Below are 14830 nucleotides of genomic sequence, written 5' to 3' on the forward strand. Positions count from 1 at the left end.
GAGCTAAGATTTGTAAGACGAAGGGTTGTAAATCTGATTGTCAAAATGAGAAAAAGCCCAACATCGAGTTGGGCTTTTTGGGAATGATTAGAGGTATAGAACTAACTACAAACCGGACAGGAGGGCATTTTCATCAGATTCATTTCTCGCCAAGACATGCTGAGCGCATCCAAAATCAGAATTTTTCCTTTCTTTGGTTGGCCGTAATCAGCAATCACTTTAATCGCTTCCATCGCTTGCACTGCGCCAACAATACCCACAACAGGCGCCATTACTCCGGCTTCGACACAACTTAGCGCATCGCTGCCGAAGAGGGCACTTAAGCACTGGTAACATGGTTGCGCTGGATCATCGTAAGTAAACACACTCACTTGGCCTTCCATGCGAATGGCCGCGCCTGAAATCAGCGGTGTTTTGGTCGCAAAACATAGGCGGTTAAGTTGATTGCGCGTATCGACGTTATCTGATGCATCGACAACAATAGTGTGCTGTTCGATCAAGCTTTTTAGCTCTGTATCATCAAGACGCTTTGCGATGGTATCTACAATGATGTGCGGGTTAAGCTCGCGTAGTGCATCGGCCGCTGATTCTACCTTCTTACGACCAATATCCGCATCGTGATGCAGTACTTGGCGCTGAAGGTTAGACAACTCGACGATATCATCATCAATCAGCGTGATTTTACCGACACCAGCAGTCGCCAAATATTGGCTTGATGCGCAGCCTAAACCGCCAGCACCAAGCATCAATACCGATGCTTGTTTGAGTGCTTCTTGTCCTTCAAAGTCAAACTGACGAAGAATGATTTGGCGGTTGTAACGCAACATTTCCTGATCGGAAAGAATATCCACAACGTCTTCCTAGTAGAGGGTTGAGTTGAATAGTTGAATCTGAACCGTTTCGCCCACTTCAACTCGGCCGCGTTCACGTTCCAATACAACAAAACAGTTCGCTAGGCTCATTGAGCGGAATGCACCAGAGCTTTGGTTACCGGTTGTTTCAACGACAAACTTGCCATCTTCCAATGTATAGATACCACGTTGGTAATCGGTACGACCTGGCGCTTTCTTAAAGGCGGTTTTGGTTGTTGCTGGAATAGATTCGGGTGCTTTCCATTCTGTATGGCCTGCAAGTTTTGCCAGCATTGGTTGAACAAGCACGTACATAGTAAGAACTGCAGAAACCGGGTTACCCGGCAGCCCACAGAACCAAGCTGTACTTAGCTTACCAAATGCGAAAGGTTTACCCGGCTTGATTGCTAACTTCCAGAAACCGATTTCACCAAGCTCTTCAAGAATGTCTTTGGTGTAATCCGCTTCGCCCACACTAACACCGCCTGAGGTCACAACCACATCTGCCAATGTTTGCGCTTGTTCAAAGGTTGCTTTTAGAGTCTCTGGGCAATCTGGAATGATGCCTAGATCAACGGCTTCACAACCGAAGTTCTCGATAAGTGGTTTAATACCGTAACGGTTGCTGTCGTAGATCTGACCTTCGTCTAGCGGCTCGCCCAGTGGTTTAAGTTCATCACCAGTAGAGAAGAACGCAACTTTTGGCTTACGTACTACTGTCACATGGCTAACACCAAGCGACGCAATCATCGGAATATCGCGAGGTGTTAAACGTGCACCTTTTGCCAGCACGATGTCGCCTTGCTTGATGTCGTCACCTGTTGGGCGGATGTTGTTTTGTGGCTTCACGTCGGTTTGGTTGAACTGAATGCCAGCATCTGTTACTTCAGTGTTTTCTTGCATGATAACGGCATCACAACCCTGTGGGATTTTTGCGCCAGTCATGATGCGAACACAGGTACCTTGAGGCCACTCACCTTCAAAAGGTTGCCCTGCAAATGATTTACCTGCCAGAGGCAAAACGGAAGACGACTCAAGATCTTGAATGCGAATAGCGTAGCCATCCATTGCTGAGTTATCGAATGGCGGTACGTGAATAGGAGACAGGATGTCTTCTGCCAGTACAAAACCGAGTGCTTCAGCAAGTGGAAGAGAAAGCGTTGTTTGGATAGGTTTGATTCGCGATAGCATTTTGTCCATCGCTTCTTCAATTGGCATCAAGCCAGGTGCGTCGCAGCAGCCCATTGAGAAAATCCTGTGTTCTTTTGTTTTGTGGCAACTTTACCATAAAAGGGGACTGAGTAAGAATGTCCACCTATAAAATATGGGTGTAATTATTCAAAAATCCGAGTATCCTTGTCAGCCATCCAAAAGGGGTAAAAAACCTGCGGAGCTCAAGAAAATCAGCTCAGTACCTTCATCTGATGTGACTTGGTGTAAAGACACGAACTGAGCAACTCAAAGCGAAAAGTATGAATGCAATTTTGATTGGGTTTGTACGAAGGCTGAAGTAAAACAAAAGAGGAAGTGGAATGTCAGGTCTTAGCGAGTCAGCGAAGTTAGTAAAAGAAGCGCTAGAGCAACGCGGTTTGGAAACGCCAATGCGTCCAAACAACGTAAGTCGTGAAGAGAAGAAAGAGAAGATCGAACACCACATGCGTGAGATCTTAGGTCTGCTTCAACTTGACCTCACTGACGATAGCCTAGAAGAAACCCCTCACCGCATTGCTAAGATGTACGTTGACGAAATCTTCTCTGGTCTGGATTACTCCAACTTTCCTAAAATCACGGTGATTGAGAACAAGATGAACGTGAGCGAGATGGTTCGCGTGAAGGACATCACGGTGACCAGCACTTGTGAACACCACCTTGTGACCATCGATGGCAAGGCTGCTGTGGCTTACATTCCACGTGGCAAGATCATTGGCCTGTCAAAGATCAACCGTATCGTTCGCTTCTTTGCGCAGCGTCCACAAGTTCAAGAACGTATGACTCAGCAAATTCTTGTTGCACTTCAAACGCTGCTTGAGTCCGATGATGTGGCAGTGACGATTGACGCAACACACTACTGCGTGAAATCTCGCGGTGTGATGGATGCAACCAGCGAAACGACAACAACTGCATTGGGTGGCATCTTCAAGAGCAACCCAGCAACGCGTGCCGAATTTCTGCACGGTTTACGCTAGGTAACCAAGTACTATTCTAAGAGGATGGCAAACGCCATCCTTTTTTATGCTTGTTTAGAAAATGACTTCATGATTTCTGGCCAATACATTTTGACGTAACCTGCCGATACCCAAACAACCAATACAGTCGCGATACTGAGCTCTAGAAAACCAAAGTCGTGTAGCCAGTGCCAGTGAGGGTGCGATTCGGCGAAAAAAGAGGTTAAGCGGTGCATCGCAATAGCACTGATCACGGAAGGAAAGGTTACTGCTGCGATAGAAGGTTGGAACTTCAAGCGAAGTAAGCGGAAGTAACATAAGTAGATCAATAACGTCATAGTGATGGCGATCCCTGCCAATGCGCCTGTCAGTATCGGATCAGGTAAGGGAAAGTTCACCAAGTATGCTGCTAATGACAAGTTTACCGGCGCGGCCATAATCGCGAGGGTTGGTCTTGCTCGCCTTGGTAGAGAGCCGAAAAACACCAAACGATACAACACGAGTGGCAGCATGAAGAAATAAATGCCGATGCACATCATCGCTAACGTTTCGGAGAATAAGTTGTGACCTAGTTGAGAACCGGCTAGTGAACTACTGATTAGCCCCACCGGATAAAGAAACCAACTCGGTACGATATTGGACATTTTGAAGTTCATTAGCTGAAAGCTAAAAAACAGCACCATCATAGTAAAATGCAGCAAAAGCGCCATAAACCAAAGTGGATAAGCGATGATAGGTGCTACAGCGGCAAGATAATCTGCAAGGATCAGTAACGCCATACTCATTGGTGCCATTAAACTACCACTCAGTGGGTGACGAATGTCGACCATGAATAATCGTGGATTCGCGGCATATTTTATGAGTACAGGGGCGAGTAAAAGTGCGCCGAGTGACGCCAAAAATGGGCGTATCGGTTCACCAATCTCAGGAACATAGAGTGCCCAAGCTTGCCCTAAACCTATCATACCTAGTGCCAACGCGGCTTGAGACGGCGGGACACTATAAAACTGCACAAGTCTTCTCCAGTTCAAATCTACTCCATTTGATTTTTGCCTGAATGAAACAAAACATGACGATTTGGATGAAATGCTCTATTTAGGTAGCGAATACTAACAAGTATGGAGAGGGGTTTCTCATGAAAGGTGGTGAGCAAATATCAGAGAATGATAATTTTGTGAGTTTGGTATCGAATATTTGGGAAAAGATGCAAAAATGCAGAGTTTATCGCTCCAAACCCTTCGATAGTCTGGAGCGAAGTGATAACAAAGAGAATGTTATGTTGATTGATTCTCCGGTAGATCCTGTTGGCGTAACTTTTCGTTTTTGATTGTGCGATGCAGCAGCTGGCTGTAAATAGGTTGTCCACCCAACAATTGAGCAATAATCACAGCGCCCAAACAAGTAATGATCAATGGCAGGATTAAGTAGTAGTTATTCGTCATTTCAATCACTAACAGAATACCAGTAATCGGTGCACGTACCGTTGCAGCAAACAGGGCCCCCATGCCCGCAATCGCAAATACACCAGGCTCGATATCAAGCGCAGGGAGCAAAACATCAGCACTTGCTCCGAACGCGTAGCCAAATAAGGTTCCCAGAGCAAGCATAGGTGCAAAGATGCCTCCAGGCGCACCAGAACCAAAACAGAGCAGGGTTGTAATTACACGACCAAAGAAAAGCAAAACTAAAATGGATACCGAGTAGTTACCGTTAGTAATGTCAGGAATAAGGCCGATACCACCACCAGTTAGTTGGGGTACGTACAAAAGAAGCAAACCAAACACGCCTCCCAGTAACGAACCTACAATCAAGTAGCGCTTACGATCGTTTTTGTGAATTGCGACAAAACTGTCTTGTGCCACGGTAATCAGTTTATTGAAGATCACGCCAAACACGCCAAACAATGCGCCAAGCAATAAAAACAGCCATAGGGTTTGAAGCTCTGGCGACTGGTATTGCGGCATAGTGATAACGGCGTCTTGCCCGTTAATGGCGCGAAACACTATGTTCGCCATAATGGCAGAAATGATCACTGCGCGAATTGAGATCAAAGAGTAGCGAAACTGAGGTCGCATTTCCTCCACAACGAACATAATGCCTGCGAGTGGCGCATTAAAAGCCGCAGCCAAACCGCCAGCAGCACCAGAAGCGAGCAGGGAGTGGCGGGTATCGTCATCCTTTACGCGGAATATATCGGTCACCATTCGACCAACAGCGCCCCCCATTTGAACGGTTGGGCCTTCACGACCCAGCACCATACCAGAGCCAAGTGCGCCCATGCCACCGAAGAATTTTACTGGTAGAACTCGCCACCAGCGCACTGGACGAATATTATCCATTGCCCCTTCGATTTCAGGAATACCAGAACCTGCCGCTTCTGGCGCAAAGCGGTGCACAAGAAAATAGCCAATAAAAGCTAAAAGTGCGCTAATGAGAACCGCTGCCAGCCACAACGGTAGAACATTACCAATTTCGCTTCTTAACCATTCTGTTCGTGTTTCAGAAACGAAATGAACGGCAAGCTCGAAATACGTACCGACAAAACCAGCCAACGTACCCACAATGGCGGCCATAATGAGAACAGAAAATGGTGTTGACCCTCGAGAGACAAACTGGTTAATCGCATCTTTCGGTACGTGCGCCAACACAGATTTCACAATTCTCTCGCGTTTGGTCATTAACAAGCTCTCCTGTTGCTGGGGGAAGGGACGAAAGAAAGTATACGCTTCGCAGAGTCTAGACCTAATCAATAAAGATGCAATTTAGCTTTTCACTATTGAGTGTTTGAAGTGTCGCGATATTATTCATTCACTCAGATTGTGCTATTGCTCTCATAATTTAGGATAAAAAACTTGTTTTTTGAGAAAAATGAACCATGCTTTAAATGTAAAGCAACATGACTGCTTCAGAAGGAGGGATGTGAGGTTTTACACACAATTTGGATGGATTCAAACCCTACGGTAAGTCCTCGTTTTATGTTCGGGATGCATCAATAGACATCGCCGATTCGCACACTCACGATTGAGTAACGAGGTAGAGGCGCACGCACATGTGCGCCTTCTTAATTTCTGCGTTATAACTTTCATCACCACCTGCCACTATTTTTCTCTTGAACATTTTCTTGCAGTTAGTAATGTCTTGGTTCGATGTCAACCAACTAGAGCAGTGCATGCGCTTTTATCTTCGACTCTTACTTTCTTTATGTTGTTGTTCGGTAACGTTTCCGGCACTTTCAACGCCGAGCTGGTGGCAAGACACGTTGTCAGCAATGCCATATTCCAATCTAAAAGAACGTATAGAAAAAAGTGGAAGCTGGTATGGTTGCGAAGTGCAGTTGCGAGACAACTCAACGTTTATCAGCGCATTTTGTTTGGATGATTTTTCGTACTACCAGCAGCACTTGTATGGTGAAGTGGTTTTGAGAAGAGAAAGTGCTCAGTTCTCGTTTCTCACTGAATACGAGTGGCAGCGTCTGAATGACTTACTTCTCAACTTAAGAAAGGATGGGTTAGTTTTACGCAGAGTTACTATCGGACAAGAACACTATGATGTCGTTGAAGCTCTGGAAAAGAAATCTTCCGAGCTTGTCGATAAAGAAGTTATTTTGTTGATGAACCGCTATCCACAAGAAACGATTCGAAGTTTGCTTTGGGTAAAACCGGACGAGTTTCTGACGCCATCACCGTCCTTAAATGTGCAATTGCGCAGTGATGGCGAAATTATCGAGGTCAAAGTGACTCGTTTTTAGATTCTTTATGGAGAGATAGGAAGGTCGCCATTGCAGACTCATCCAAAAAACCATCCGATTTTTTGTGAGCGCGCAGGTATTGATAGCCTGCGATTAGCTTGCGGTGTAGCTCTTCTGCATCGTCTGACAACGGCTGATTCATAACGTGTTGAAAGGCAAGTTTGTACGCATCCATATCCACGACTTCAGCACGGCGATATAAATAACCACATCCCGTTGCTAACCATTCGAGAGAGCAATTGGCGCGCATTGCAATTTGATTTGCTTTGGTTAGGCTAGGTTCACTGCCTTTAAGGTATTTGCGTATTAAAGCTTCAGACACATCGACGCGTCGAGCGAACCCGCTGATGCTTTCTTCTCCGATCAGGGTGGCTAGGCGTTGGGCAAAAGACATATTTCGTACTCCAGTTCGAATTGCGAAAGTTTACCCGTTGAGCCGGTACGAAAACAAGACTACGATGAATGCAGATCAATTGAAGGAGAAAACCCATGGTTGCAAAAGTAGTAACTGCACCAAAAGGCCCAGAGTTCTCAGAGCTGGTTCAAGGATATTGGCGTGCAGTTGAGTGGGGAATGAAGGCTCAAGAGCGTTTGTCATTTCTTAAGCAACACATTGAGTTAGGCATTACGACGGTCGATCACGCCGACATCTACGGCAATTACGAGTGTGAGGCGTTGTTTGGTGAAGCGTTAGCTTTAGACAAGAGTGTTCGTGAGCAAATTCAGATCGTGACGAAATGCGACATCAATTTGTGTGGCGATAAAACGCCAGAGCGTAAGATCAATCACTACGACACGAGCTCAGCACATATCTACCAATCGGTGAATAACTCGCTAGAACGTTTGAATGTGGATGAAATCGACGTACTTTTAATTCATCGTCCTGACGTGTTAATGGATGCAGACGAGGTTGCAGAAGCATTTTCTGAGCTTCATAAAGTCGGCAAAGTGAAGCACTTTGGCGTGTCTAACTTCACTCCACGCCAGTTTGAACTGCTGCAATCTCGCTTAGGTAAGCCGTTGGTTACTAACCAAGTGGAAATCAACCCACTTAACTTTGAGGTTGCACACGATGGAACGCTTGATCAAATGCAAATGTTGCGCACGCGACCAATGGCTTGGTCTTGCCTCGGTGGTGGTTCAATTTTTAGTGGTGACAGTGAGCAAGCTGTTCGTGTCCGTAACGAATTAGAAGCAATTCGTGAAGAAGTGGGCGCAGCGAGTATTGATCAAGTAATTTATGCCTGGGTACGTCGTTTGCCATCTAACCCTATTCCAATCATTGGCTCTGGTAAAATCGAGCGTGTGCAAACTGCAGTTAATGCATTGAACATCGAACTTACTCGAGAGCAATGGTATCGCGTATGGGTGGCTTCTAAAGGTCATGGTGTGCCATAGAATTGATATCTTATCGATGAAATTGTTATTAAAGGCATCCTCTAGCAGGGTGCCTTTTTAGTTTTAGCGCGTTACTGTTTACCCATTATGGAAATGGAAAGAATGAAATTCGAGCAAAAATGGGCTTTGGATGTTAGCTGCAACTTTTTGCTTACTTTGGGTGGAGGAGTTTTACCCATGTTTGTTTTATGTCACTAAACAGCGAATGTGATGCTTGCTTTTTAGTCATTTTGTTCACTCATTCATTCATATTGCGTATGCTTATTGAATAATAAAGAAATAAAAAACTCGTCAGTTTTCTCGTATTACATGCTGTAACAATCTGTTAGACTCCGGCGCAGATTGTGGAATATAAAAAGGTGATTGAATGTCTTTTCCCGTACTCATCTGTGATGATTCAGCGTTAGCACGCAAACAGATGGCGAGATCACTACCAGCCACATTGAATGCCGATATTACGTTTGCTATCCACGGAAAAAACGCGCTAGAAGAACTCGAAAAAAACGAGTTTAAATTGATGTTTCTTGATTTGACCATGCCAGAAATGGATGGCTTTGAAACACTAGAGCACATGCAACGGTTGGGGGATAAAACTCCGGTGGTTGTTGTGTCGGGGGATATCCAACCTAAAGCGAAAGAGCGCGTGTTCGCACTGGGTGCAAAAGCGTTTATTCAAAAACCGATCGCCAAAGATGAACTCAAGAAGGCGCTTAAAGAGTTGGTCGAGCCAGAACCTCGTCCTCAAATTATCACGCCTGTCTCTATTGAGTTACCGATTTTACGTCGTCGCGATATTTACATGGAAGTGGCTAACGTTTCAATTGGTCGAGCAGCCGATGCATTGGCGCGTCACTTTGATGTGTTTGTGCAACTACCTCTGCCGAACGTCAATATCTTTGAAGTGAGCGAACTTCACATGGCCCTACGCGACTTGGCGTCGCATGACAACGTATCGGGTGTTTGTCAGGGATTTTGTGGCGAAGGTATTGCTGGCGAAGCGCTAGTGATTTTGAGTGATTCAAGCGTATCTGATCTCAAAAAGTTGATGAAAGTACCAGCAGACAGCGAAGAGCTAGAAGAGCTTGAGCTGCTAATGGATATTTCTAATATTTTGGTGGGGTCGTTCTTAAATGGTTTAGGCGAGCAGTCTGAAGTCCGATTCTTCCAAAGTCCACCAGTACTCCTTGGTCAGCATATCTCAATTGACTCGATCATTGAATCTACAACTGGAGCATTCAGCCGCACGATGACATTCGAAGTGAGCTACAACATTGAAGGAACGTCGATTCGTTGTGACTTGTTGTTTATGTTTGTGGATGAATCCTTGCCGCTGCTTGATAACAAACTGTCTTATCTAATGGAGGAGTTCTAATGTTGAATATGCCAGCAGAGTTTGAACAATTCCATTGGATGGTGGATATGGTACAAAACGTTGACATGGGCTTAGTGGTCATTGATCGAGATTACAATGTACAGGTCTGGAATGGGTTTATGACTCATCACAGTGGTTTGCAGTCTCATGATGCGATAGGTCGTTCTATATTTGATATCTTCCCTGAAATCCCACAGGAGTGGTTTAAATTAAAAACAAAACCAGTGTATGACCTAGGCTGTCGCAGCTTCATCACATGGCGACAACGACCTTACTTATTCTGCTGTCGCAATGTTCGACCAGTTACGCAGCAAGCGGAGTTTATGTACCAGAATGTTACGTTGAACCCAATGCGCACACCGACTGGAAAAATCAACTCGTTGTTTTTGTCTATACAAGACGCGACGGCTGAAGCTCTGATGTCTCAGAATCAATAGCGATAAAAAACTTTCTCAAAAGCCAAGGTCCGCCTTGGCTTTTTTGTATACTTATAATTGTGTTTCCCAATGCGTAGAACGTGAATATGGACTTTAATCTCGCCCTAAAACTCTACACCGCAGAGCAAGTAAAAAACGGTGAAACGCTGGCTGCGCAAATGGCTGGTGTTTCTATGTATAGCTTAATGCAACGCGCTGGTATGGCCGTGTATGAGCGCTTTTTACATCTGTATCCTAAATCAAAAAATATCTTAGTGATTTGCGGTAAAGGGAATAACGGTGGCGATGGTTACGTATTTGCATCTCTTGCGAAACAAGCTCAACTCAATGTACATGTTTTCCAAATTGGTGATGTATCTGTGCTAAAAGGTGATGCTTTGCGCGCATACCAAGACTGGCAGTCAATCGACGGTGTTAACAATGATTGGGATGAATGGAATACCGCATTGCTAGAAGCAGATGTGATCATCGATGCCATGTTAGGCACTGGTTTAAGCGGTGAGGTTCGTTCGGAGCATCGTCGCTATATTGACCAAATTAATCAAATTCATACCCCTGTGATTGCAGTCGACGTTCCTTCTGGTCTGTGTGCTAATACAGGTGCAGTTTTAGGTGATGCTATTCGTGCCGAGCATACTGTAACCTTCATTGGGGTTAAGCAAGGCTTATGCACTGGACAAGCGAGAGATCGAGTTGGCGAGCTCTACTTTTGTGGTTTAGGCGTCAATACTAAGTTTGATACTATCGAAGTAGAAAGTGCATTAGGTATTGATCATCAGGTTGTTTCAAGATTAATGCCCAAGCCAAATCCAACGGTCCATAAAGGTGACAACGGGAAGTTGCTTTGTGTTGGTGGCAATCAAGGGATGTCTGGGGCGATTCGTTTATGTTCCTCCGCAGCGATTAGAGCCGGAGCGGGTTTAACTGCCGCAATTACTCACACGAGTAGCCTTATTCCACTGCAGGTTGGTTGCCCAGAAGTAATGAGCCAGAGCATCACCACTGACTTGCTCAGGGATACTGAGAACGACTTAACTAAACGCATACGCTGGGCTGACGTATTAGTGTTTGGTCCTGGCTTTGGAGATGATGAGTGGGCTTATCAAGCCTATCAATATCTGGCTCAAGAGCAGAAACCTAAAGTTGTTGATGCTGATGGCCTCAATATTCTAGCGATGCTGAGCCAGCGATGCGATGGCACTCTAGTGTGCGACAACCATCGAGTGATCACGCCGCATCCTGGAGAGGCAGCTCGACTACTAAATGTAACCATTCAACAAATAGAAAGTGACCGATACTCTGCTGCAAGACAACTGCAAGAGCGTTATGGCGGTGTAGTGGTTTTAAAAGGCGCGGGGACGCTTATTTACGATGGAACGAGAATGTACGTCTGTCTAGCGGGTAACGCCGGAATGGCGACGGGGGGAATGGGAGATGTGTTATCTGGAGTCATTGGTGCATTACTAGCCAAAGGTTTAGCAATTTCTGTTGCCGCACGTTTAGGTGTGGTACTTCACAGTCATGCTGCTGATATAAACGTGAGTCAGAATGGTCAAATTGGTCTTTTGGCAAGTGATGTCGTTAGCACTCTTCGTACCGCTATCACCCAAGAGCTCTATCGAAATTAATTAGATTTCATGCATTGCTGAGAAAATTGGTCGATTTTTTTGAGTACTTTTTTACGAATTAGCAGGGCATCTTAGTATTAGGTGATTGAGTTTTAGGCAGATTTGAGAGGCGATGCGTTTTAATTTTTAAGATATGACGCAAAGGTTTGCGCAATGGGTTAACTTAAGTGCTTTCTCAAGTTGTTGATAGTTATAAATAATAAGAGGTTTTGGTGACTTGGGGAGCGTTTTTGATATGCGATTTTCAAGATGGTATCACAAAAAAAATTCAAATATCAGACTTGTAGGAAATAAATCACAGCCTATAATGCTGAAAACCGGAGCGTCTGCCAACGCTCCGGTTTTTTTGTGTCCGAAGAACAGTGAACTCGTCTGCCAACGAAATCACTACGCACTCTGAAATGACACATATACATATGAATCAAGGAATTACACAATGCGTATCGAACAAGAACTTAAGTTAGGTTTTAAAGATGTACTGTTTCGCCCGAAACGTTCTACCCTTAAGAGCCGTTCTCAAGTAAATTTAACCCGCGATTTTACATTCAAGCATAGTGGTCGTCAATGGTCTGGTGTGCCAGTAATCGCAGCAAACATGGATTCGGTTGGTAGCTTTGCAATGGCTAAAGCGCTGGCTGAGCATGGTGTAATGACCGCTGTTCACAAACATTACACGGTAGAAGATTGGGCTGAGTTTGCTAAATCAGCAGATAAAGTAACCATGAATAACGTTATGGTGTCTACGGGAACATCTGACGCAGACTTCCAAAAAACCAAAGACATCATGGCACTTTCAGATGAATTTATTTTCATTTGTATCGACATTGCAAATGGTTACTCAGAGCATTTGGTCGAGTATGTTGAACGCGTGCGAGCAGAGTTCCCAGACAAGGTCATTTCTGCAGGCAACGTGGTTACTGGTGATATGTGTGAAGAGCTAATCCTAGCTGGTGCAGACATCGTTAAAGTGGGTATCGGCCCAGGCTCAGTTTGTACAACTCGTGTAAAAACGGGTGTTGGTTACCCGCAGCTTTCTGCAATCATCGAGTGTGGCGATGCAGCGCACGGCCTTGGTGGCATGATCGTCGGTGACGGTGGTTGTTCTTGTGCGGGTGACGTAGCGAAAGCATTCGGTGGTGGCGCGGATTTCGTAATGCTAGGCGGGATGCTAGCGGGTCACGAAGAGTCAGGCGGCGAAGTGATCGAGAAAGACGGCGAGAAGTTCATGAAATTCTATGGCATGTCGTCGAAGAGCGCGATGGATAAGCACTCAGGTGGTGTCGCTGGCTACCGTGCGGCCGAAGGTAAAACCGTATTATTGCCATACCGTGGTAGCGTTCACGGCACTATTCAAGACATCCTTGGCGGCGTTCGCTCAACTTGTACATACGTGGGTGCAGCAAAGCTTAAAGAGCTAACCAAGCGTACTACATTCATCCGCGTTCAAGAACAAGAGAACAACGTGTTCGGTAAAGAGTAAATCGACTGAATGTAACAAGTGTAAAAGCAACCATACGTTATATCTATAGCAGATAAAACTATACTATATGCAGCTATGAGCCAGAGTGAGATTGATTTCTTACTCTGGCTTTTTGCTTCTCATTTGTTTGCGCTTCAAAATTAACTCTAAGCGATTTTAATAGTTGGTCGAGATTCGACTTGTTCAAACGGTAATGATGTTGTAACTGGCATGAGCTGTAAAACGCTTGAAATCTGACAGTCTCTATTTAACCCAATATAGTCTTTGACATTAGCGACTCGCCAAGTCATGTCTCCGTAAGTACGCAGATAGAACGCGGGTGATTGATGACTGTTATGTCTAATAACGCTCCATTGGGTAATATCACTAAAAAAGACTTCAGGGTTATCGGATGTCTCAAACTCATTCGCCATGATGCCCAAAGGTATATCAACGCGATTAAGTAGCTTTTGTCCGAGTGAGAAGGCTTCGTCGAAGTTAGTTGGTTGTTCGCTTAACTGCTTAATTGCATAGGTTTGTACAAATCGAGACGGCGGTGTTGGGTCGGCGGGTAGACCCATCAAGCCAGCGCCATTGATTGATTGAAGTGGGCCAGGCACTTGGACATGACGTTGCATGGTTGCTTCATTGTTCGGTTCTGGGTTGTAGTTGCGCAAATTGGAAAAATAAGAGAGGTGATTGACATGCCAATGGTAATTTGGGCAGTTAGTCATTACTCCAACGTAGGAGTGGTCCACAACCACTTTATAATCATCAAAGTCGTATTCGGTACATTGATAGCGTGCTTGCTGATTTTCCTCTTTGCTGAACATATCGCTTTCTTTGAATGCTCGATAGATATGCATATTACCGTTAAGAAACTCAATGACGGCACTGTCATTATTTGCATCGTGAATCACGAAATGCTGGTCCAAAGCCATGTTGTCACTCTCTGTTTCACCAGTTGAAATAGTCGAGTTAAACACGTAAACGGGGTGGGTGGTGAAGTAGGTCACCATCTCGTCCACAGTATTAAACGTAGACAAGATAAAAGTACCAAACAGGCCGCTGCCTAATGCAAAGGCATCATCAGGGATGTGAGAGGTCGATACATTTTGATTGAGAATGGGCAAGTACAGTGACCCAACAGAAAGGCCAGATTCATTAATGCCATCAGCTGTTAAAAGAGGGTTATTATACCGGGTAATGGCGTTGCAGTGTATGAAGCTCAACTCTCCCTGCCAATTTGCTCGAAACTCACATTCTTTACTGTGACGTTTTGGCGGCTGACCATTGAAAACACGGTCGGCTTTTCCGTCGGAAGTAAAGGTCGTAATTTGGTAAGTTTGTTGGGCTCTAAACCAAATCTCGGTCTGAAGGTTAACTGCAAACTCCATGGTTCTAGCGGATAAGGTTTGGTTGTTGCAACCATAATTGATATTAACATCTGTACACATAGCCATGCTTTCCGTTGTTTATCTTGAATGATGAATATCCAAGAAACCCTCTTAATCAAATGCTTAGAGATTACGTGGATATAGATGAATTGCGCTTTAATAATGGTTTTAGCCATTGAGATAAGCGCATGCTATTAAGTTAAGCATTCAATCAAAAAACGTCAGTAGCAGTTTAGTATCAGTTAAAATTGATATAAAAGAGATGAACTAAAGATATTACTTTACCTTATAATCACATGATACATATTGTTAATATCATTTTGTCTGATTTTATATTGAAATTATTATATATCTTGATGATTTAACGTGAAGGAA

The 14830-nt window shown here is 44.6% G+C and carries 13 protein-coding genes; 7 read left to right on the forward strand and 6 right to left on the reverse strand.

Annotated features, from left to right (window positions below):
- Positions 1-101: 101 nt before the first annotated feature.
- Together moeB and moeA are read right to left on the reverse strand one after the other, a co-directional pair.
- A complete protein-coding gene (gene moeB / locus R7O13_RS01805; protein WP_005387678.1) occupies positions 102-851 on the reverse strand; it encodes a molybdopterin-synthase adenylyltransferase MoeB in 750 nt (249 codons plus the stop codon).
- A gap of 9 nt (positions 852-860) precedes the next feature.
- A complete protein-coding gene (gene moeA / locus R7O13_RS01810; protein WP_017635208.1) occupies positions 861-2096 on the reverse strand; it encodes a molybdopterin molybdotransferase MoeA in 1236 nt (411 codons plus the stop codon).
- A 287-nt stretch (positions 2097-2383) separates the two neighbouring features.
- On the opposite strand from moeA, the gene folE reads away from it, so the two are divergent.
- On the forward strand, positions 2384-3037 hold the full coding sequence (gene folE, locus R7O13_RS01815) for a GTP cyclohydrolase I FolE (protein WP_005373478.1): 654 nt from the start codon (positions 2384-2386) through the stop codon (positions 3035-3037).
- Positions 3038-3081: 44 nt separating this feature from the next.
- Here folE and R7O13_RS01820 read toward each other — a convergent pair whose 3' ends face one another.
- Together R7O13_RS01820 and clcA are read right to left on the reverse strand one after the other, a co-directional pair.
- The gene (locus R7O13_RS01820; protein WP_005373475.1) at positions 3082-4029 is read right to left on the reverse strand and encodes a TDT family transporter; all 948 of its coding nucleotides are present in this window, start codon (positions 4027-4029) and stop codon (positions 3082-3084) included.
- Between the two features lie 261 nt (positions 4030-4290).
- Positions 4291-5694 (reverse strand): H(+)/Cl(-) exchange transporter ClcA, encoded by a 1404-nt coding sequence (gene clcA / locus R7O13_RS01825; RefSeq protein ID WP_005373473.1) that lies wholly within the window; start codon positions 5692-5694, stop codon positions 4291-4293.
- Between the two features lie 455 nt (positions 5695-6149).
- Between clcA and R7O13_RS01830 the strand changes: the two genes are divergently transcribed.
- Complete coding sequence (locus tag R7O13_RS01830; protein WP_080659228.1) at positions 6150-6764, forward strand: hypothetical protein; 615 nt, start codon at positions 6150-6152, stop codon at positions 6762-6764.
- Here R7O13_RS01830 and R7O13_RS01835 read toward each other — a convergent pair.
- Positions 6745-7158 carry a helix-turn-helix domain-containing protein gene (locus R7O13_RS01835; protein ID WP_005387686.1) on the reverse strand — a complete coding sequence of 138 codons (414 nt, stop codon included), beginning with the start codon at positions 7156-7158 and terminating at the stop codon, positions 6745-6747. The genes R7O13_RS01830 and R7O13_RS01835 overlap by 20 nt on opposite strands.
- Positions 7159-7253: 95 nt before the next feature.
- On the opposite strand from R7O13_RS01835, the gene R7O13_RS01840 reads away from it, so the two are divergent.
- From R7O13_RS01840 to R7O13_RS01860, 5 genes are all read left to right on the forward strand, one after another.
- Positions 7254-8162 (forward strand): aldo/keto reductase, encoded by a 909-nt coding sequence (locus tag R7O13_RS01840; RefSeq protein ID WP_262651555.1) that lies wholly within the window; start codon positions 7254-7256, stop codon positions 8160-8162.
- Between the two features lie 367 nt (positions 8163-8529).
- Positions 8530-9534 (forward strand): response regulator, encoded by a 1005-nt coding sequence (locus R7O13_RS01845; protein ID WP_005373466.1) that lies wholly within the window; start codon positions 8530-8532, stop codon positions 9532-9534.
- On the forward strand, positions 9534-9971 hold the full coding sequence (locus R7O13_RS01850; RefSeq protein ID WP_005373463.1) for a PAS domain-containing protein: 438 nt from the start codon (positions 9534-9536) through the stop codon (positions 9969-9971). Before R7O13_RS01845 ends, R7O13_RS01850 begins: the two co-directional genes overlap by 1 nt.
- Positions 9972-10057: 86 nt before the next feature.
- Positions 10058-11599, forward strand: a complete 1542-nt coding sequence (locus R7O13_RS01855; protein ID WP_206225650.1) for an NAD(P)H-hydrate dehydratase — start codon at positions 10058-10060, stop codon at positions 11597-11599.
- 436 nt (positions 11600-12035) lie between these two features.
- On the forward strand, positions 12036-13079 hold the full coding sequence (locus R7O13_RS01860) for a GMP reductase (protein ID WP_005373458.1): 1044 nt from the start codon (positions 12036-12038) through the stop codon (positions 13077-13079).
- A 146-nt stretch (positions 13080-13225) separates the two neighbouring features.
- Here R7O13_RS01860 and R7O13_RS01865 read toward each other — a convergent pair whose 3' ends face one another.
- Positions 13226-14515, reverse strand: a complete 1290-nt coding sequence (locus R7O13_RS01865) for a linear amide C-N hydrolase (RefSeq protein ID WP_017635214.1) — start codon at positions 14513-14515, stop codon at positions 13226-13228.
- Positions 14516-14830 lie beyond the last annotated feature (315 nt).

It is taken from the genome of Vibrio sp. Y176 (assembly GCF_033438945.1).